16 protein-coding genes and 1 pseudogene are annotated in these 19700 nt (G+C 57.4%); 10 read left to right on the top strand and 7 right to left on the bottom strand.

Going from position 1 to position 19700, the window contains the following annotated elements:
- Positions 1-112 precede the first annotated feature (112 nt).
- Entirely contained in the window at positions 113-727 is a 615-nt protein-coding gene (locus B2Y33_RS15945) for a LuxR C-terminal-related transcriptional regulator (RefSeq protein ID WP_027915583.1), read from the bottom strand.
- A 115-nt stretch (positions 728-842) separates the two neighbouring features.
- On the opposite strand from B2Y33_RS15945, the gene B2Y33_RS15940 reads away from it, so the two are divergent.
- A complete protein-coding gene (locus B2Y33_RS15940; RefSeq protein WP_206406023.1) occupies positions 843-2465 on the top strand; it encodes an ATP-binding response regulator in 1623 nt (540 codons plus the stop codon).
- Between the two features lie 18 nt (positions 2466-2483).
- Here B2Y33_RS15940 and B2Y33_RS15935 read toward each other — a convergent pair whose 3' ends face one another.
- The 4 genes from B2Y33_RS15935 to B2Y33_RS15920 form a co-directional block, all read right to left on the bottom strand.
- A complete protein-coding gene (locus tag B2Y33_RS15935) occupies positions 2484-2780 on the bottom strand; it encodes a hypothetical protein (protein WP_206406024.1) in 297 nt (98 codons plus the stop codon).
- Between the two features lie 396 nt (positions 2781-3176).
- A complete protein-coding gene (locus B2Y33_RS15930) occupies positions 3177-4430 on the bottom strand; it encodes an arsenic transporter (protein ID WP_206406025.1) in 1254 nt (417 codons plus the stop codon).
- Positions 4431-4437: 7 nt separating this feature from the next.
- A complete protein-coding gene (locus B2Y33_RS15925) occupies positions 4438-5688 on the bottom strand; it encodes an MFS transporter (RefSeq protein WP_206406026.1) in 1251 nt (416 codons plus the stop codon).
- A gap of 309 nt (positions 5689-5997) precedes the next feature.
- A complete protein-coding gene (locus tag B2Y33_RS15920; protein ID WP_049695950.1) occupies positions 5998-6609 on the bottom strand; it encodes a class I SAM-dependent DNA methyltransferase in 612 nt (203 codons plus the stop codon).
- Positions 6610-7710: 1101 nt separating this feature from the next.
- On the opposite strand from B2Y33_RS15920, the gene B2Y33_RS15915 reads away from it, so the two are divergent.
- From B2Y33_RS15915 to B2Y33_RS15905, 3 genes are all read left to right on the top strand, one after another.
- Complete coding sequence (locus B2Y33_RS15915) at positions 7711-8991, top strand: tyrosine-type recombinase/integrase (RefSeq protein WP_047149825.1); 1281 nt, start codon at positions 7711-7713, stop codon at positions 8989-8991.
- Between the two features lie 73 nt (positions 8992-9064).
- A complete protein-coding gene (locus B2Y33_RS15910; RefSeq protein WP_009681873.1) occupies positions 9065-9376 on the top strand; it encodes a hypothetical protein in 312 nt (103 codons plus the stop codon).
- A gap of 118 nt (positions 9377-9494) precedes the next feature.
- Positions 9495-9935 carry a hypothetical protein gene (locus tag B2Y33_RS15905; RefSeq protein WP_009681872.1) on the top strand — a complete coding sequence of 147 codons (441 nt, stop codon included), beginning with the start codon at positions 9495-9497 and terminating at the stop codon, positions 9933-9935.
- A 351-nt stretch (positions 9936-10286) separates the two neighbouring features.
- Here the strand turns inward: B2Y33_RS15905 and B2Y33_RS15900 are convergent, their stop codons facing one another.
- Positions 10287-10562 (bottom strand): helix-turn-helix domain-containing protein, encoded by a 276-nt coding sequence (locus B2Y33_RS15900; RefSeq protein ID WP_016487079.1) that lies wholly within the window; start codon positions 10560-10562, stop codon positions 10287-10289.
- A gap of 142 nt (positions 10563-10704) precedes the next feature.
- Here B2Y33_RS15900 and B2Y33_RS15895 point away from each other — a divergent pair, with 142 nt between their 5' ends.
- The 6 genes and pseudogenes from B2Y33_RS15895 to B2Y33_RS15870 all read left to right on the top strand — a co-directional run.
- Positions 10705-11166 (top strand): hypothetical protein, encoded by a 462-nt coding sequence (locus B2Y33_RS15895; RefSeq protein WP_172828431.1) that lies wholly within the window; start codon positions 10705-10707, stop codon positions 11164-11166.
- Between the two features lie 150 nt (positions 11167-11316).
- Entirely contained in the window at positions 11317-12078 is a 762-nt protein-coding gene (locus B2Y33_RS15890) for an SIR2 family NAD-dependent protein deacylase (protein ID WP_033690120.1), read from the top strand.
- Between the two features lie 122 nt (positions 12079-12200).
- Positions 12201-14621, top strand: coding sequence for a TerB N-terminal domain-containing protein (locus tag B2Y33_RS15885; protein WP_009681867.1), 2421 nt, complete (start codon positions 12201-12203; stop codon positions 14619-14621).
- On the top strand, positions 14618-15913 hold the full coding sequence (locus B2Y33_RS15880) for an ATP-binding protein (RefSeq protein WP_009681866.1): 1296 nt from the start codon (positions 14618-14620) through the stop codon (positions 15911-15913). The genes B2Y33_RS15885 and B2Y33_RS15880 overlap by 4 nt, the downstream gene beginning before the upstream one ends.
- Positions 15888-18128 (top strand): DEAD/DEAH box helicase, encoded by a 2241-nt coding sequence (locus tag B2Y33_RS15875; protein WP_033690117.1) that lies wholly within the window; start codon positions 15888-15890, stop codon positions 18126-18128. The genes B2Y33_RS15880 and B2Y33_RS15875 overlap by 26 nt, the downstream gene beginning before the upstream one ends.
- A gap of 223 nt (positions 18129-18351) precedes the next feature.
- Positions 18352-18720 (top strand): annotated as a pseudogene (locus tag B2Y33_RS15870) (IS66 family transposase); the annotation flags it as partial.
- A 259-nt stretch (positions 18721-18979) separates the two neighbouring features.
- On the opposite strand, the gene B2Y33_RS15865 reads toward B2Y33_RS15870, so the two are convergent.
- On the bottom strand, positions 18980-19700 hold a 721-nt coding region (locus B2Y33_RS15865; RefSeq protein WP_286920370.1), incomplete at its 5' end, for a hypothetical protein.

Below are 19700 nucleotides of genomic sequence, written 5' to 3'. Positions count from 1 at the left end.
GCGGGCCAACACAGGAGTGAGGGGCACAGCCATTGCCAGGCCTCTCACTTGTTCAGAGCACCACCGCACGCGTAGAAGTCCGTCTAGGCAGGCGCAGGTCTGACCAACGGTGCTACCCGGCCGAGTACTTGACGGCAGCAGCGGTACGCGAGCTGACATTAAGTGCCTTGAGCAGTGACGAAACGTGGATGCGCACCGTGAAGGGCGAGATATCCAACGCCTTGGCTATCTCCTTGTTGGTCTTGCCCTGAGCGATCAAGCGCAGTACGTCTTGTTGGCGTTGAGTCAGGTGCTCGGTACCCGAGTCGGCATTGGCGACCGGCAGCAGCCCTGAGGGCGCGAAGCGCACCAATACTTCTCCGGCTCGAACGGCAAGGATCGCAGCGCCCATTTGCTCGGCGCTCAGGCTTTTGCCGATGAAACCATCAACGCCGCAAGCCATGACTTGGTCGATGATGACCGGATCATCCACCATCGAGACGACGATCAAGGTCGTGCGCGGCAGTTGGCGTTTGAGCTGGGCGAGGCGGCTGACGGAATCCAGGCCCGGAAAACGCAGGTCAAGGATCAAGGTGTCGAGGGCCTCGCCGACGCTGGCAAGCTGCAGTACCTCATCCAGGCTGCCGGCCTCAGCTACATGGGCGCTTGGTAGCACACGGTAGACGGTACGCACCATGGCTTCCCTGAAAAGCGGATGGTCGTCCGCCACGATTATTCGACTGGTCACGCTTGGCAACTCCCTTTGGCCGCAGGTCGATCGGGCCATGTTAACGTAGCAGCCCTGGCAAGTGCGTGCCGCCCCGTCACGGGAGCAAAGCCGCCTGATGAAAAGGATTCCGGCCATGGCCCTGGATAAAAACAACGAGCTCGATCAAGCGAACTTGCGTCTGGTCGTTGGCAGTTGCGCCTTCGCCTATGTGGCGATGCTGGTCTTTCTGCTGGACCGTTCTGCTGCGCTCTACGTGCCGGTGGTCGTCTACATTGTCGTCTTTCTCCTGGTATCGGTGCTTCTGCGCCAGGCCATCGCACGCTGGCCGGGGCACTATCCGTGGCGCCGGGTGCTGGGCATGGTGCACGACTACACAGGCACCTGCTTCGGCCTGGTAGTCGGCGGTGAGGCGGCGCTGCCCCTGTATGCCGTGATGGTGTGGGTCAACCTGGGCAACGGCATGCGTTTCGGCTCCCGGTACCTGGCCATCGCGACCGGACTGGCGCTGATCGCCTTGGTTGCGGTGTACCAACTGACGCCTTACTGGCAGGCCAACCCTTTTCTGGTGCTGATGTTGCTGACCACCAGCACCGTGATCCCCGTCTATGCGCACTTGCTGCTCGAACGCACGCGCCGAGCTTCGGAGCAGGCCGCTGCAGCCAATCTCGAGAAGTCCCGCTTTCTGGCCCAGGCGAGTCACGACCTGCGCCAACCCATTCACTCCATCAGTCTGTTCACCGCTTGCCTGCGCGAGGCGCGGCTGGGCGAGGAGGAACGCAGGCTGGTGGACAGCATTGATCGATCGCTGCTGAATGTGTCCCAGCTGTTTCGTTCGATTCTGGACCTGTACACCTTGGACAACGGGCGTGTGCAGCCGCGCCATGAGCCCTTTGCCCTGGGCGATTTTCTCGAGACCCTTGCGCGTGAGCACGCCGAGGCTGCTCGCTGGGCGGGGGTGGAGATACGGGTGCGGCCTTGTGCCTACTGGACGCGTGCAGACCGCGGCATATTGACGACTATGGTCCAGAACGTCCTTTCCAACAGCCTCAAGTACGCACCGGGACGGCCACTGTTGATGGGTGTCCGACGCTGCCAGGGATGTCTTGCCATCATGGTCTGTGATCAGGGGCGAGGCATCGAACCTGCACACCAGACGCTGGTGTTCGAGGAGTTCTACCGGGTCAGGCAAGTGCGCGACAAGGACGTCGAGGGCGTCGGATTGGGCCTGTCGATCGTTCGTCGGCTTGCACGGCTGATGGACGTGCAGGTGCACCTGCAATCTCGACCCGGCCACGGCACTACCGTGAGCCTGAAGGGGTTCGCGCAGATAACGCCTCAACCTACACTGCCAGCGCCTGAGCACGAGCTTGCCGCTGCAGGTTTGCTCAGCGGCCTGCGAGTCTGCCTGATAGAAGACGACCATAACGTGCTCAGGGCAACGTCGGCCCTGTTGCAGCGCTGGGGGTGCGAAGTGGATGGGCACAGTTCTGCTGCCGCTTCGAATGAGGACTGTGACGTCATCGTTGCCGACTATGACCTTGGCCAGGACGCCACCGGAGTCGATTGCATCGAGCGGCTGCGCAGCGAGCGGGGCTGGGCTGTACCAGCCTTGATCATGACGGGGCATGATCCGGACCGAATACAGGACGCGGTACAGGGTCGCGATATCGCAGTGCTGTCCAAGCCTGTGCGCCCTGCCGAATTGCGAGCCATGCTGCGCACGCTCTGTGGTGAGCCCACATTGCCTCCCTGTTGAAAGCGGCCGCAGCCCTGGTCACAGGCGGCCGGTCTGGCCTTCTTTCACGCAGCTGGGGGTGGGTTGATAAATGCCCATGCCCGCCGCAGCGACAAGTGCATCACTGGGCATCTGGCATTCGAACCGCCCTTTGCCAGTCGTGGCGGTGTAGTAGGTGATGGTGCTGTCGCTGCGCACATCTTCCACTTTCGACACTTTGGTGTTGAGCACGAACTCGGTACGCTTCTTCAGGGTGTCATCAGACGGCTTGACCGTTTGGCAGCCCGCCATGGCCAATAGAGCCCCGGTAATGGCGATCAGCTTGAAGGGGGTCATGGGGATGGTTCCTTAGCGATGAAAGAACCGAAATATAGCGTGGGCGGGATGCAGGATCGATTAGGGCAGATGTGCTAAATGGCATTTAGCTACTCAGTATCCGACAGGCAGATATCAAGGCCGCTATTGGTGTATCGCCGCACCTGCTGCGCAAGGTCGAGCAGGGGTCGCCTCACGTCGACTTGCGCTCCTTCATGCTGGTGCTATGGCGGCTCGGCATCAAGGATACCGTCCTGGAACATCCCGAGAGCGGCCAAGTGGTCACCCTCGGCCGCCTAACCCTGAAGGGCAAACTGGGCACCTGCGCTTCGCGATCACTTTGCCACCTTCCTCGCGGGTGCCGACCTAGGCAGCGCGTGCGCAGCGGCGAGCAGTGATCGGATGCCCAGTTGAGCCTCAGACCATAAGGGCCAACAGCGCTGCGGCTAGAGCTGGCGGCATGACCAGCAGCCCCAGGCGCAGAAATTGCCAGGCGCTGACAGACTCGCCTTCACGTCGAATCGCCACCAGCCAGAGCAAGGTTGCAAGGGATCCGGTAATGGACAAGTTCGGGCCCAAGTCGACCCCAATCAGCAACGCGGCGGTAGTTTGCCGAGGGAGGTGGGCGATATCGACCATGGAGCCGGCAATCAGCCCACTCGGCAGGTTGTTCATCAAGTTGCTAGCCACGGCTACACCCACCCCCGCGGTCCAGCTGGCAGCGGTCTGAGACGTCTGCTCCAGGGTCATGAGCGCATGCGCCAGCTGTTCGATCGCGCCTGTCTGAGCCACTGCTTCGACCAACACGAACAAGCCCGCAACCAATGGCAGCACACTCCAGACAACGTGTCGCAAAACTGGCATCGGGCTGCGCCGCTGGCGCAAATGGATCAGCGCGGTGGTCGCGATACCAGCGCTGAAGGTAGGTAGGCCTAGTGGTACGTCAAGCGCCGATGCACCCAGCAGCACGCAGGCAGTCAGCGCAATGCCCCATGCACACAGGCGCGCACCGGCTGGAAGAGGCTGTATTTGCACGGTCAACGCAAGCGGCTGGCAGATCTGACGGCGTTGGGTGATACGCAAAATGACATAGGTCGCCGCGATGGCTGCCAACGAAGGCAAGGTGAACTGCTTTAACCAGTCCAGCAGAGGAGGCATCTGGCTGCCGAATACCACCAGGTTGGCGGGATTGGAAATGGGCAGAACGAAGCTTGCGGCATTGGCGATGAATGCACAGATGAACAGGTAGGGCAGAGGCTCAGCCTTGGCGGCCTTGCAGGCGGCATACACTGCTGGCGTCAGAACCACGGCAGTGGCATCGTTCGAGAGAAAAACGGTCACCAGGGTGCCGACCAGGAAAACCAGATTGAACAGCCGTTGACCAGACCCTTGGGCATGGCCTACGGCATAACGAGCCACCCAATCGAAAAGCCCCTCCTGGCGGGCCACTTCGGCCAGAACCATCATGCCGATCAAAAACAGGTAGACGTCGCTCCCCTTGACCACCGCCGCCAAAGCGTTCATCGGGGCAATCAGCCCAAACAGCACGAGTACGGTGGCACCGCCTAGGGCCCAGATGAATTCGGGCACCTTGAAGGGTCTGAGTATGACGCCAGCAGTGGCCAGGGCCGAGACGATCCAGATGATCAACGATGTTTGGCTCAGGTGCATCAAGGGTTCAGTTTCCGGCGGCTGACGGCATAGAAGAGGAGGGCGCAGCGCCCTGGCGTGGGTGCGTTTCGGGGAGGGCGACCAGCACAAGAACAAATGCGCAGGCTGCGATCCCGGCCAGCGTCAGGAACGCGGCATTGTAGCCCGCCGCTTGGACGACGAACCCCGCCAGACCAGGGCTCAGCGCAGCACCAAGGCCGAACACGGCGGTGAGCGCGCCAAGGCTTACGTTGAACCGCCCGGTACCCTCGGTGAGGTCCTTGACGATGATCGGGAACAGCGCCCCGAAAATGCCCGCGCCAATGCCATCGAGTAGCTGCACGCCTACGAGCCAGAAGGGGTTGTCAGACAAGGTGTAGAGCGCGCCGCGCAGTGGAAGTATCAGGAACCCCACGAGCATGAACGGCTTGCGCCCCCAATGTTCGGCACGCGCCCCGACCAGCAGCGCCATGGGCACCATGACCAGCTGGGCTGCCACGATGCAAGCCGAGGTCAATGGCGTGGCCAGGCGCAGGTCGACTTGAGAGAGTTTCTGGCTTACCAACGGCAGCATGGCCGCATTGGCCAGATGGAACAAGGCACAGCAGATCGCGAAGAGCAGCAATGTGCGGTTGTGCAACAGCAGCGCCAAGCCCGCCGGATTGTCCTGATCGTTCGGGCTATGGGTCAGGCCTCGAGCCACGTGATGGTCAATCTCAGCGCCCGGGACGCAGGCTACCGCGATGATGCTGGCCACGGTCAGTGCAGCCATCAGGTAGAACACCACCACCGGCCCATACAGGTAGGCGAGGCCACCGGCCAGTAGTGCAGAGAAAGCATTTCCAGCATGGTTGAAGGTCTCGTTGCGCCCCACGCGTCGCGTGAACGCCTTCGGTCCGGTCAGCCCCAGAGAGATGGCTGCGATCGCCGGCGCGAACACGGAGCCGGCCAAGGCGCTGATGGTTTGCGTTACGGCAACCCAAGTGAATGATGTGATGAAAGGCAGCAACAGACAGCTCCCGGTTACCAGGACTGCCGCTATGACCACAACGGCACGTTTGGCGGGCGTACGGTCAATCAGGGCGCCGGCGGGCGTCTGAGCGAGCAGGGCAGTAACACCGGCAATCGTCATGACCAGCCCTATGCTCGCGGGCTGCCATTGATGAACGGCGAGCAGATAGATGGCAAGGTACGGTCCAAGTCCGTCACGTACATCGGCAAGGAAGAAGTTCAACCAGTCAAGCGAGCGATGCGGGGCGGATTGCCTAGGATTTTCCAAGGACGTGCTCTCGAGAGGGCCACGTAGCCATCGCTGGCATGGGCCAGGGTATGGGCGGCGGGCGAGTGGTGATGCTGGGGTATCTTTGGCAAAGACTGTGCACGGCGAGGATAGGTTCCAGAGGCGGATTTAAGTTATCTGGATGAGGGCCGGGAATTCGGCGAGGGATGGAATGGCGGGCTCGGTCGGCACGCATCGCCCAATGAAAACCTGGTACGGAAGGGATGGATAGGCGACGACAACCTAGGTCAATTATATAACTAAACTAAATGAATATTTAGTGTAGTTATTACTGAGAAGAATATTGAGTTAGGGTAGGAGACGCCCTAACCATACTGTCAGTCCCCCGGAATCCGGATCTTCAACAACATGATCAAGCACCTCGAACCCGTTGGCGTGTAACTGATCGACGTATTCATTGGTACTCAAGCTGGCGTGATACAACGTCTCGCCCTCGAATGTACCCAAGGCTTCGCCATGGGAGGGCCCACTTGTAAACATGAGCAACGCCCCTGGGGCCGCATGGCGACGAAAAATCGGGAACATCAGGCGCTGATCGGTGGGCTTTAGGTGGAAAAAGCTGTTCCAAGCAATGATTGCGTCGAACTGACAGCCCAATGTAAGTGTGCGCATGTCTGCGTGAATCCATTGCTGCTCAGGAAACTGTGCACTGCACAGGATCAGCATCTGTTTGGACGAATCAACACCCACAACGCAGGCGCCGATTTCGACCAGGTGTCGCGCCACAGGTTGGCCAGAGCCGCAGCCCAGATCCAGAACACGTGCTGACGGCTTCAGCATGTTCCCGAAATGCGCAATCCATTTGCGATCAGTGAAGTGATTGGCGCGCTTTTGGTGCCAAGTAAATGCATGGCGGTCGTAAAGGTCGATGATGTGGTCTGCTGATGGATGGTGGGACATGGGAGGACGGTTTCCTTAAACGATCTTACGAGAGGACGCTGTAAGCGATTCGTGGCTTCAAATGTACCCCGGGTTGGTATCGAGCAGGAAATTCCTGGGTGCGCATAATGTGTATTATGTTAAATCATGTATAAGGCTGCTGGGGCTGGATCTGTCACCAGCCCCCGAAAACCAGACTTTGCCTCGATTGACCATACAACCCTCGAATCAAGCCGTTACGTCCCATCCCTTCAGTCTCTTCTCAGCTTCGCAGCCCAGAAATCCGTGAATGCTCGGTTTGAAAACCATAATTTTGCAACCAGAAACCTTGTCTCAAATCCCATCGTCTAGTCCAATCGTCTAATTAAGTTTAAACATCTCCGGTCATGCCTGTGCTCTGCTCGACGATCGGCACAATTGCGTATCCAGCGTCCAAGCCTGTTCACAATTTGAGGCTATCGCTAAATGAGGCGACTCATCATTAGTCATGCTTAACCCATTGATCTGATTGAATAAAATCGACCATTAAGGCAATGCCCTGCGAATTAAAGCGACATCTGTGCTGCTCAGCCTCATCATCTGAAGCCAAAGTGCCCAATTTTTTGAGTCAGACATCGATTCCTAAACCTTTTAGCGTTGGCAATTAATGAGGAGTTTTTCCCACTCTTCGGAGTAAGCGTCGTGAATCGACGAAAAATCCTCCCTTCAGAATGCAAGATTGAGGCGACTCTCCCGCGCTCGTGCAACAGATTGAGGCGACTTTCCCAGGTTTTGGAATCAATAAGGCGACTTTCCCACGCCTTGGAAGTAATGAGGCGACTTTCCACCAGCACCGCTGCTGCGTTCAAGTATGGCTTTAAGGATGTTTGTGCAGCTTTTATATCAGTTAGGGAGTATAGGGAAGTATCCAAATTTAAGAGCGCTTGATGAGCGCATTTGCCTGAACCTGAAGGAGCGCGCAAGACATCTGTCATTGATCCAGTCACGGCACTCTCATGTTGCGCCTAGCTAGGCTTGTCGTTACCATCAGTCATTCGACGCTTTTTCTTCGCAAAAGGTTGAAACTTCCGATTACTGTCATAACTGGAAGTCTATTGTATTCAAAATTCTGGCTGGTACTTCATGGCGCGCGCACCCCAACCCTTGTTCGAAACCCACGATAACTTCATCGAGCAGGACTTCAGTTTGCACGGCTCACCGCTGGCCTGCGTCGGCGCCTTTCTGGGCGAGTGTAACGCCGCACTGGAGGCTGACCGCGGCTACGCCGCGGTACGTTCGTTTCTGCGCGCCTTTTCCGACAACGCCCAGACGTTCAACTCGTACCGCAGTCATACCGAGCGCTTACTGCTGTGGGCGCTGCTGGTCCAAGGCAAACCGCTGAATCAACTCAAACGCCAGGATGCCCAAGACTATCTGAACTTCTGTCGAAACCCGCCAGATGACTGGATGGGTCCGGTGACCCGCAGCCGGTTCGTCAGTAACCCGCACGCGCTCGATGCCCGCGAGGCCTACATCCCCAACCCCAAATGGCATCCGTTTAATAGCAAGTCCCGCAAAGTGATCGCTGCAGAAACTCCCAGCACCCCGGAGTATCATGCTGCGAATGGCACGTTGAATCAGGTGTATACGGTCTGCAGTCGCTTCTATGAGTTTCTTGTTGAAGATGGCTTTGCTCAGACGAACCCCTTTCGGCTCCTTAAAAAAGGCAATCGATTCTCCACGGAAGCGCTGGGAGTTACTTCTTCGCGGGCACTTACGCCGTTGCAGTGGGACTTTGTGCTGGATACCGTTGAAGCAATGGCGAACGCCGAACCGGAGCGGCATGAGCGAACATTATTTATTGTTGCTACGCTGTTCGCCATGTACCTGCGGGTTTCAGATCTCTCCGGTCGTAAAAACTGGAAACCCACAATGGGTGACTTCCGCTTGGATGATGAAGGCAATTGGTGGTACTTCGCGGTGGGTAAAGGCAACAAGGCGGCGAAGATTGCCGTGCGGGATATCTACGTAGAGCGCTATTTGAAACGTTATCGGCGATTCCTGGGACTTCCCGAGTTACCTCATCCAGGAGAAACTACGCCTCTGATCACGACGCTCAACGGCCGCGCCGGTTTGTCTGATCGACAGATCCGCGCCCTCCTCCAAACCGTGTTTGATAAAGCCGTAGAGAAGATGCGCAGCGAAGGCCGCGCGAACCACGAGATGGAAAGTCTGCGCTGTGCGTCTGCGCACTGGCTACGTCACACCTCGGCCACCTTTGACGCGCCGCTGCGAAATCCTAAGGACCTGCAGGAAGACTTGCGTCACAGCAACCTCAGTACGACCCAGAACACCTATTATCACTCGCATGATCAGGAGCGCGCACATTCGGTCAAGCGCATTGGCATGCGTGACCGCGGTTGAACTCGAATCACTTGGTCGCCGATCGCCAGCCTGCCCTCCAACATGGCACGAATCCATTTTCTAGGAATTCACAGTGAAAATTACCGGGCTGGTCGAGATTGAGTGCATAACCGATATCATGTGTGACGTCTGCGGGAATTCTACGCGCCTGGCTGCGGGCATTTATCAGTATGGAACCCTACAAGCCCACTGGGGGTATGGCAGCGAACACGACGGCCAGCGATTCGAGGTACACCTCTGTGAGCACTGCTTTTTCCAGACCCTGGCGTACGTGAAGCAAGAGCGACGTGTTCAACAGCTGTTCAGTGATGAGCCGAAGGCTGAGAGCGGTGATTTGGGCTTGGTCGCCCAGGACGACTACTTCCAGGACGCGGGCCGCCGTTGACTGGTCGACCATTAGTCAGCCGGTGGATCCGAATTAGTGGTGGTCTATCTCTCAGCGGGCAGCTCAGAACTGGCTGCTGGCATCCCCTACCCCCTAATTCTTAAGGAGGGTCTCGCAGATGAGCGAAATTCGAAAGGCGAGGAATGTTGCCGGTCGAGAGGCGATTTTCCAGTCCAAGGCACAATCCAGAGTCATGGCCAGCGGAGATTGGCTGACCTGGCCTGAGCTAAATGCGCTGCTGCCGGAGTTAGCAGAGCAACTCAGCGCCGGCGCTCCTGGCCGGTATTTAGACGGTGCAATCTTCTCTATCAACTACGAGGGCGTGGAGTACTTTCCACGTTTTGCCATCGATGCATGCGCCTTGGCCATTGCGGCCCGGGGAATACAGCGCGTCATCGCTGTGCTGGCCACCAGGCTGAATGGCTGGGGCATGGCGTTATGGTTCGAATCATCCAATTCGTATTTGGGCGGTAAGCTGCCGAAGGACATCATATCGTCCGACCCCGACGCGGTGGTTCAAGCCGCACAGTACGAGATAGATGGGGCCTTGCATGGTTAGCGCTGCTCGTAGCTAGGCCCATCGCCGCGCCTCGCTCGCTATACCCAAGAGACAAAACCGCTTTATTTAGCGACGCCCTCCTCCATTCAGGCTTCCGGCCGGCAGTCTTCGGCAGTGCTAGTCAGGAATCTTCCACGATTCTCGACACGGTGTCCTGTACAGGCCAATTGAAAAACGGGGAGCAGCGGCGGTGGCCATAGGCATTTTGGATGTAGAAGGGGCCACCTTAGCCATGGAATGATCTACGCATAGCTACGCTGCTCCCCGAAGCGGGTTTCAGTGAGCAGCGATGGTAGTCGATCCAGGACGACATGAACACTATAGCGCTCATTTTGGGCGCTGAATCGACGGTCAAGGCTTGAGCGCCTCTTTTTTCACCTGTTTGATCAGCCCGTCGAAGCTCACCTCCGGGTCTTGGATAAGATACGCAGATACGATGAGGCTGAGTGGGTGGACACCCATGCGGCCGGCCAGCTCTTCAATTTTTTGGATGGTCGGCGACTTGAGTCCTCGTTCGAGGGAGCTTACGTAGGTTCGACTACTGACTACGGCGAAATCTTCCTGGGTCAGATCGTGCGAAATGCGCATGCGCCGCAGTGCCTCACCCAGGGATTCACGGATTTCCATCATCATTCCTCATAAAAGGAATGATGAAGCGCTATCGAACACGATAGGGCTACAATCTATAGTGTTCATTGTGGGATAATTTGAGTTTTCCAGCCCTGGTGACTGGTCGCCTAGGGGTATGCAGCGCTCAGTGGAGCCCGTTTTGATCTATTTGTCCGAATCTCACACCCGTACTGTCCGTACGGGTTCCTATTGTGAAATTGAAGGGATGTGCTTTTGGGTAACCTTGCGGCCGCTTTTCAACGGTGAGAGCGAGCGAGCAGCTGTGGTTGAAGATGCCTACGAACTCAACGTCTTCCTGTCCCAGGCAACGGGCGTCGAGATCGCGCAGGTACAAATGCTATGCCCTCCTTCCATCACCGGACGTCCGCACTGGAGTCTGGAAGAGCTTCGTAAGATTGTGATTCACCGTGGGCTTGAGTCCTCGCAAAGCGCAGTGATTTACGAGACTGCGGTGGCCACCTACAAATTAGGTGACCTCGATTTACGCCTGCGGAAACGGTCACACGCGTTGTACTCAGCGCGAAACCTGAAAGCGCGAATCACCAGCGCGGCCCCTCAACCTAAGTCTGCTGACGAACCGCAGTTGTACGCGCACTTTTGATGTAGGAACGCACACCGTCGTTGAACGGTGAAGCGTCCACACATGTTTTTTCGGCGCGAGGCCCCCGAATTGGTTGTTCACTGATCCGATGCCACCCGCGGCCGCTCTCCTGGCAGCCTTCCCTGCCCCACGTTAGGAAGATGAGTACTCATGGACACCCTAGCAAAAGCCGCAGACGCATTGCGGGATGCGCAACATATCATGGTGTTTACCGGCGCTGGCGTTTCTGCCGGCAGCGGCATTCCGACTTTTCGTGACCGACTAACCGGGTTGTGGGAGCGCCAAGACCCTCAACGGTTAGAAACCGCGAAGGCATTTCGCGAAAACCCGGCGCTGGTTTGGGGCTGGTACCTATGGCGTCGCCAGCAGGTCATGCAAGCTCTGCCCAATGCGGCACATCAGGCGATCCACCGGTTATCTGGCAGCGGTCGGAGTGTCACTGTGGTTACTCAGAATGTTGATGATCTGCACGAGCGGGCGGGCAATCAGGACGTGCTTCATCTCCATGGCAGCCTGACGCTTCCCAAGTGTTTCAGCTGTCATCGCTCTGTCGCGGGATCGCTTGAATTTCCGAGCTTTCCAGCGGAAGGCGCATTGATAGAACCGCCCCGCTGCCGACGGTGCAACGGTCGCTTACGTCCAGCTGTGGTGTGGTTTGGTGAGGATCTTCCGCCAGGCGCATGGAAAACCGCCAGTCGAACAGCACGACAGTGTAATGTCATGCTTTCTATCGGGACTTCCGGCGTGGTCCGGCCCGCTGCTGACTTACCAGAAATGGCGTTGGCGTCTGGTGCAGTGGTGATACACGTCAATACCCTAGATGTATCCATGAATGGGCCGAAAGAGATCATGCTGATTGGCCCCGCTGAGAAAATACTGCCCGATCTGGTTGCTCTGGCGCTGAACGACTGAGTTATCGCAGCGCTGCCAGTGTTTATTTCGTCCAAGCTCTCCCTTCGTCTGTTCCACTTGGCGGGCCTTAAAAAATCCGTGAGAATGTCATTTGGCCATTACCAAATGTACGGAACACTCATATGCCACGGAAGCGCAAAGGGAGCGGCGGCGGGTCGATCGCTCTGTACGCCCTGTTATTTGTTATTGCCCTCTTGGCACAGATCCCTAAACAGGTGTGGATTGCCATTGGGGTCGTCTTGGGCATAGGCGTATTGATATGGGCCGTCAGACGTGCCACCCGGGCAAAGCCTTACGTTCCTGAAGATGACTTTTCTGTCGAGATCGCTGCGGTGTCTCGACACGCAACGTCCCCCAGTGTCACTGTCCAGTTCAGCACCAGTACCCGCGAACCAGACTTCCATACTGTCCAGGTCGGCTCCTCCAGCGACAGTCAGAGTTACGCCATTCCAAAGCCAAGTGCCAAGCCCGCGGGGGTTCGTTGGCTGGCTGAAAATGAGTCCGTTAACGTGGCTGGGTTGGCCATCCCCGGCGGACTGCTTTACATCACCGAGCGGGCGACTCAATTTGGCCAAACTGAACCGTCCCTGATCGACGCCACGCTCCGTGTCGCGCGCTCACCGATGAACCTCACCGAGCGACAGATGCCGTACTGGCCAAGCTACCGGAGCATCACGCCCGAGGCGCGGCGAGCGTACCTGCAATGGTTGGCAGGAGGTCGTCGCCAGCCTGCTGATGCGGGTTACGTGTTCCTGTTTTTCTATGGGCTTGAACGCCGTGCGCTGATCGATGCACCGACCGACCCTCAGGCCAAGGCAGAAATCCCGGCCATCAAGGCCGAGGTCGAGCGTTTACTTGGTCTTTACGGCGATAACAATTCTTTCCGCGGTTACGCTACCCGTTTCCTCGCCCATATCGACGCGGGCGCTGTTCAGCCTCAGAGCTACCTAAGCGAGCCCGGCGCCAGCCCCGCAGATGGGTATGAGCTACCTATGTCCCTGCGCGTTGCGCTGGGACAGATGGCCGTGGACAAGTATCCGCTTAATTCGAGCTGGGCATTGGCCTGGGCGCTTGCAGAGCCCAACATCTCCAGGCGCACACCTGTGACGCGGTGTCCCGAGCAATTCGCAGCGCTCTTCAAACACGAATTCGCGAAGCGCTATCCCAGCGGCATTGTGCTGCCTCAGAACAAGACCAAGCTGAAGGTCGCCTATCGACCCGCTACTGCCGGATTGAATATTCCGGCAGTAGCCGTAGGTGACCTTCCTGATGTCGCGGCGACCTCAGGAACGCGTAACAAGCTGCAGGTCATTGTCGAGGACTGCACCTCCGTACTCGACGCTTTCAGTCGGTACCTAGGGCGTAATCCAGACGCCGGAGATAGCCTGGAAGCCATCCTGCAGTTGCCAACCGAACTCTGGCCTATTGAGGCAAAAGCAGAGCTCGAACAGTTGGAGCAACGCGTCGGGGGCGAAACCATCTGCATGAGTTTCGGAGAGCTGGCAGGTCGATTCAAATCGGCCGGCGCGCTTTCCCGTGACAAAGTGATCGCCCTTGCCCGGGCGTTGGAGAGCAAGCGGATCGGATTGGAACCCGACGTCCTGTCTGGCAGCCGCACCCCCAAGTCTGAAGACACCATCGCGCTGTTCGCGGCGGACTCTGACGAAGGCACGCTTCGCTCTACCGATGCCTACAGCGCCGCAGCAGTGACGTTAGACCTGGCCAGTGCAGTCGCTGCAGCAGACGGTGACACCTCGCTTGAAGAAGTAAGTCTGCTCTCAGGCCACATTGACTCGTGGGATCACCTCTGCATCGCGCATCGCAAACGCCTGAAAGCGCACCTCCAAATTCAGCTGAAGCAACCGCCCACGCTGGCAAGCCTCAAGAAGAAGCTTGAGCCCTTGACCCTCGAGGCCAAACGGAAAATTGCCAGCTTCCTGGCCCACCTGGCACATGCGGATGGCGAGGTGACGCCGCAGGAAGTGAAGCTGCTTGAGCGCGTGTACAAATCGCTCGCTCTCGATCCGCAGTTCGTCTACAGCGATCTCCATAGTGCAGCCGTTCGCCCTTCCCAGGTCATGGAGGCAATGCCTTCGACTGTCGCGCCGGCGACTGCGACGGAGGCGTCAGAAGGCATGGGTTCAGGCTTCGCACTGGACATGAGCAAGGTCGCTCGTCTGCAACAAGAAACGGCAGAGGTGTCGGCGCTTCTGGCCAGCGTCTTCAATGAAGAGTCTCCCCCCGAAACATCTGGCGCCTCGGCACCAGAAACGCTTCAAGATCAGGAGGGCAGTAGCGCCGAACAGCTTGCTACCGTTCATGGTTTGGACGTCGAGCATTCTGCCTTCCTCCGCCTGTTGGTTTCTCGGACTGAATGGAGCCGCGCTGAGCTGGAAGACGCAGCCAGTGATATGGAATTGATGCTGGATGGCGCCCTGGAACGGATCAACGACACAGCATTTGAGCTGTTCGACATGCCCGTGACTGAAGGCGATGATCCCATCGAAATCAACCCCGAAATTCTGGATGAATTAGCCCTATGAGTAAGATACGAGCCAAGGATCGCGACGCGGTCATTCAATCGCTGCGTGCGGGTGTTGTGCCCCGTGTAGGGCAGCACCTGATCCAGGTAGGTCGGGCGGGTGAACTCGACTCGCTGCTCAAGGATGTGGATCGTCTCGCAGATGGCGGCTCCGCATTCCGCGTCGTCGTTGGCGAGTATGGCGCGGGTAAAACCTTCTTCCTCAACCTGGTTCGCGGCATCGCAATGGAGCGCAAGCTCGTCACCATGCACGCTGATTTGAATCCGGACCGTCGTCTTCATGCTTCGGGTGGTCAGGCGCGATCCCTTTACTCCGAACTGGCCAAGAACATGGCCACGCGCACCAAACCCGATGGCGGCGCGCTCCAGGGTATCGTTGAGAAATTCATTTCCCAGGCTAAAACGGAAGCCAAGGCTAAAGGTGTTGAGAGCGAGGTCGTCATTCGTGAGTACCTGGCGGAGCTCACCGAAATGGTCAACGGTTATGACTTTGCCGACGTCATTGCTGCCTATTGCCGCGGTTTCGAGGAAGGCAATGAACAGCTTAAGGCTGATGCCATCCGCTGGCTGCGCGGGGAATTTTCCACCAAGACCGATGCCCGCGCTGCGCTAGGCGTCCGCACGATCGTCGACGATGCCTCCGTTTACGATCAATTGAAATTGCTGTCGCGGTTCGTGCGTCTGGCTGGCTTCGGCGGACTGATGGTGTGCCTGGATGAGTTAGTCAACCTGTACAAACTGGCGAACACTCAGGCCCGGAATGCCAACTACGAACAGATTCTTCGGATCCTCAATGATTCGTTGCAGGGCTCGGCTGAAGGCCTGGGCTTTGTGCTGGGCGGCACGCCAGAGTTTCTGATGGACACGCGTCGGGGGCTCTACAGCTACCCTGCCCTGCAATCGCGTCTCGCAGAAAACAGCTTTGCGAAGTCTGGACTGGTTGACCTTTCTGGGCCTGTCATTCGGCTCAGCAGCCTGACCCCTGAAGACTTCTACGTGCTGCTGCAGAAGCTGCGCAATGTCTATGCCTTCGGCGAAGCTGAGAAGTTCTTGCTGCCGGACGAAGCCATCCCAGCGTTTATGGCGCACTGCAACCAGCGCTTGGGCGAGGCCTATTTCCGGACGCCGCGCACGACCATTACCGCTTTCATCAACCTGCTCGCGGTCATCGAGCAGAACCCTACAGCGGACTGGCGCACCTTGCTGGGCGCGGTGGAACTGGCCAAGGATGAGGCTGGCCAACAGGATCTTGAAGTTGAGGCCGACGATGAGCTCGCCAGCTTCAAGCTCTGACTCTTCTTCGTTTGAGCGTCTTCATCCCGAGGTTCAGCAATGGGTCTGGTCACAGGGGTGGACGTCGTTACGTGATGCCCAAGAGTGGGCGGTACCAGCGTTGGTGGGCGCTGATCGCGATGTGATCATTGCAGCGTCTACCGCAGCAGGCAAAACGGAGGCCGCATTCCTCCCTATCCTGACCAACCTGCTCAACGACCGCGAGCCCGCCGGCGCAGTGCTATATATCAGCCCACTCAAGGCACTGATCAATGACCAATGGGACAGGCTCAGCCGGCTGTGCGAGCGGCTAGAGCTCCCCGTCGTTGCCTGGCATGGTGATGTGGCAGCAAGCAAGAAACAACGGTTCCTGAAATCACCTGAGGGCATCTTGCTGATCACGCCGGAGTCCCTCGAAGCCCTCTTCGTAAACAGGGGCTCAAGTTTGCCCGGGGCTTTTCAGAACCTGCGCTACATCGTCATCGATGAGCTTCATGCCTTCATTGGCAGTGAGCGCGGTAAGCAACTGCAATCGCTCATGGAACGGGTTGAGATCGTCGTAGGCAGGGCGCTGCCTCGCGTAGGACTTTCCGCGACGCTTGGGGAGATGTCGCTGGCCCGGAAGTTTCTGAGGCCGGTTCGCCCGGATGACATCACCATCATTGAGTCGAAATCCTCTAACCAAGAACTCCAGGTGCAAGTCCGCGGCTACCTTGAACAGCCGATGCAACAGGTGGTGGCGGAATACCCTGGGAAATCGTCAACAGATGAAGGCGACGAACAGGAGGAGACCTCTGGCACCAAGGTGGCAATTGCAGGCCATCTGTACAAGGTGCTGAGAGGGCACAACAACCTGATCTTCCCCAACAGGCGCCAAGAGGTTGAATGGTTTGCCGACCGACTGCGCTCACTGTGCGATAACGATGGCGTGCCAAACGAGTTCTGGCCGCACCACGGTAGCTTGTCCAAGGAACTGCGCCAGGATGCCGAGCGCGCGTTGAAGGCGGGAGATCCTCCTGCTTCTGCCGTATGCACTACTACCTTGGAGCTGGGTATCGACATCGGTAACATCCGGACGGTCGCACAGATCGGTTCCCCACCCTCTGTGGCAAGTCTCAGGCAACGGCTTGGCCGCTCGGGTCGTCGACCCGGTGAGCCTGCAATGCTCAGGGCGTACTGCCGAGAGCGCCCCTTAACGGATCAGTCTGATCTCTCCGATCAGTTGCGTGAGGGCCTTGTCCAAACGGTCGCTATGATCCGCTTGCTGATCGGTGGATGGTTTGAACCACCTCGGTCGGGAGGCTTGCACGCCTCGACACTGGTGCAGCAGTGCTTGTCGTCAATTGCTCAGCTCGGCGGTGCCTCGGCAGCGCAATTATGGGGAAATCTCATAGCAAGCGGCAGTTTTGCGAGCGTCACCAAGCCTGATTTTCTGTCTTTGCTGAAAGGTATGGGTGAGAAAGAGCTGATCGTCCAGGACAGCTCAGGACTTCTGCTGCCAGGCGAACTCGGGGAGCGATTGATCAACCATTATGAGTTCTACACTGCATTCACGAGCGATGAAGAGTTTCGTTTACTCAGGGATGGCAAGCCACTTGGCTCGCTGCCCGTCAGCAAACCCCTGACCAAGGGGCAACGCATCATTTTCGGCGGCAGACGTTGGCAGGTTCAGAGTGTCGACCTGGAAGCGAAGATGATCGTAGTCACGCCGGCGCGGGGCGGCGAGCCCCCTCAGTTTGATGGGCTAGGTGCGCAGGTGGATGATCGCGTCAGGCTTGAAATGCGAAACGTGCTGATGGAAACCACCCCCTGTCCTTTCCTGGACAAGCACGCTCAAGTCCTTCTGGAGGAGGCTCGGAGTAACTTCCGTGCCCTCGGATTGGGTAGCACGGCAATTGTTGGCTCCGCCAGTGTCAGCTACGTGGCGACCTGGCGAGGGGACTACACCAACGATGCGCTGGCCTTGCTGCTCCGGCATGTGGGCATTCACTGTGAAAACACAGGGCTCTTCCTGGAAGTTGCATTCAGTGAAGAGGATACGTTGCGAGCGTTGCGCGTGGTCGGTCAAATGGATATTTCAAATGTAGAGCCCATCTTGGAGAGCGTAGAAAACATGATCCGAGAGAAATGGGATTGGGCCCTTCCCCGCTCGCTCCTAATGAAGTCATTTGCCTCGAGCCATCTTGATCTCCAGGCCGCGGTTTTAACAGCACGACTTCTTGGCGAAGAGGCGTAGGGCGAGGCTAGCGCCCATGGCGTCTCCTCTCCTAGGATTTAGGCCTTGTTGGATGAATCGAAATCATCTACGATCTCTTCATACACCACTTGGTTAGGAGTCAGCACGGTAGCTGATTTCGCCTTGGGATATGCGAAAGCACATAAAAGCCACCTCCTGGGTGGTTTTTTTGTGCCTGCTGTTTTGGCCCCTGACGGACACTTCCAGCCTGTAGCAAAGACCCGACGCAAGTATCCCGACTCCAGGCTTGCTGGTCCACGTAATGGTGGCCAAGTTTGCCGATCACTTGCCGCTGTACCGGTAGGAGAAAATTTTTGGCCGCATCGAGCTGGCAATCGCTTTCTCGACCATAGCCCAGTGGGTTGGGCAAACTGACGTGCAATTCCGGCCGCTGGTCGATGCGCTGAGTGAACCTGTGCTGAAGCAGAGCGTGATTCAAGCTGATGAAACGCCCGTGCAAATGCTTGCGCCGGGCGAAAAGAAAGCCCATCGGGCCTACGTCTGGTCCTACAGCACTACGTCGATCTTGACGCTCGACTTTAGCCCAAGTCGCGCTGGCGAACACGCGCGCAACTTCTTGGGCGACTGGAACCCACTCATATTAGGTCTGATAAGCGAACGTTATCTGGCCTTGGGAGTGCCGTTGGGGCGGACTCGCTGGCTCACGCCACTACCGTGGCAGCCGAAGCGCTTACTGACGCCTTTGCGGCGTGGATATTGATATGGGTCAGTACCGCCCTGCTGCTGCCACCGATTGCCCTACCTAGAGGGCACCTCCCGACCCGAAGCTGCCCTTCACGAAGGGCAACAATCTGCCAATGGCGGTCATTCAGGCCGATTACAAAGGGGTTTCATTCAGCTTGATCCACATTTTTCATCGCGGCTTTCATACTCTCAAAATATCGCTTTTCGAGTATACCCAGAGCCTTAAAGGCCTTGACCCGCTTAGTCGGATCGTCAATGTCTAAGTTCTCGCCAGCCTTATCCAACTCAGCATGCGCGAAGTCAGCAAATTTATCGATGATTTCGGGCATCGTCATTAACATGCTTGCGTCGTATTGCTGCAACGCTTTGGACGTGAAATAAGATCGCACAGCATGCGCCCGCTCCGAAACTTTGGAGCTCCATATCAGCTGCGCGAGACCGACGCCTTGCTGAATCCCTCCAAGCATTACTTCAATAAACTGTATCAAGCCGACGTGGCTAATCATGAGTTCAGCAGAATCATGATATTTTGTGTTAACCAACACATTTTTTAGCCGCCGATCTGCTGTCACGAAAATAGATTTTTCGCCCTTTTCAAATTCGCTACTGAGCACGGAGACCTGAATAGCATCATGCTCAATCAGCAAAGGCGTTTTACCATGAGACAGGGAATTGGCATACGCCCGTTCCATGATGCTGTAGAGCTCTGAAAATACGGTGTTTTTAGGTATTGAAACGACCTCAAAACCTTGTTTGATCAACCAAGTCTTGAGCTTGGACTCATTGCTGAACGGAGCAAACCGAGCTAGATAGTCCGGGAATGTGATCTCCTGGTTATTGGCGATCTGAATCGCCCCTGGTTTCCTA

The sequence above is a fragment of the Pseudomonas sp. UBA5666 genome (genome assembly GCF_002420785.1).
GTDB classification, from domain to species: domain Bacteria; phylum Pseudomonadota; class Gammaproteobacteria; order Pseudomonadales; family Pseudomonadaceae; genus Aquipseudomonas; species Aquipseudomonas fulva.
Note: the sequence above shows the minus strand (reverse complement) of the source record. Positions and strands in the feature narration are given on the sequence as shown.

What these genes read in the sequence shown, in the direction of transcription:
- B2Y33_RS15940 (WP_206406023.1), top strand. Translation starts at nt 843, where the DNA reads ATGGCCCTGGATAAAAACAACGAGCTCGATCAAGCGAACTTGCGTCTG.
- B2Y33_RS15935 (WP_206406024.1), bottom strand. Translation starts at nt 2,780, where the DNA reads ATGACCCCCTTCAAGCTGATCGCCATTACCGGGGCTCTATTGGCCATG.
- B2Y33_RS15930 (WP_206406025.1), bottom strand. Translation starts at nt 4,430, where the DNA reads ATGCACCTGAGCCAAACATCGTTGATCATCTGGATCGTCTCGGCCCTG.
- B2Y33_RS15920 (WP_049695950.1), bottom strand. Translation starts at nt 6,609, where the DNA reads ATGTCCCACCATCCATCAGCAGACCACATCATCGACCTTTACGACCGC.
- B2Y33_RS15915 (WP_047149825.1), top strand. Translation starts at nt 7,711, where the DNA reads ATGGCGCGCGCACCCCAACCCTTGTTCGAAACCCACGATAACTTCATC.
- B2Y33_RS15905 (WP_009681872.1), top strand. Translation starts at nt 9,495, where the DNA reads ATGAGCGAAATTCGAAAGGCGAGGAATGTTGCCGGTCGAGAGGCGATT.
- B2Y33_RS15900 (WP_016487079.1), bottom strand. Translation starts at nt 10,562, where the DNA reads ATGGAAATCCGTGAATCCCTGGGTGAGGCACTGCGGCGCATGCGCATT.
- B2Y33_RS15890 (WP_033690120.1), top strand. Translation starts at nt 11,317, where the DNA reads ATGGACACCCTAGCAAAAGCCGCAGACGCATTGCGGGATGCGCAACAT.
- B2Y33_RS15885 (WP_009681867.1), top strand. Translation starts at nt 12,201, where the DNA reads ATGCCACGGAAGCGCAAAGGGAGCGGCGGCGGGTCGATCGCTCTGTAC.
- B2Y33_RS15880 (WP_009681866.1), top strand. Translation starts at nt 14,618, where the DNA reads ATGAGTAAGATACGAGCCAAGGATCGCGACGCGGTCATTCAATCGCTG.
- B2Y33_RS15875 (WP_033690117.1), top strand. Translation starts at nt 15,888, where the DNA reads ATGAGCTCGCCAGCTTCAAGCTCTGACTCTTCTTCGTTTGAGCGTCTT.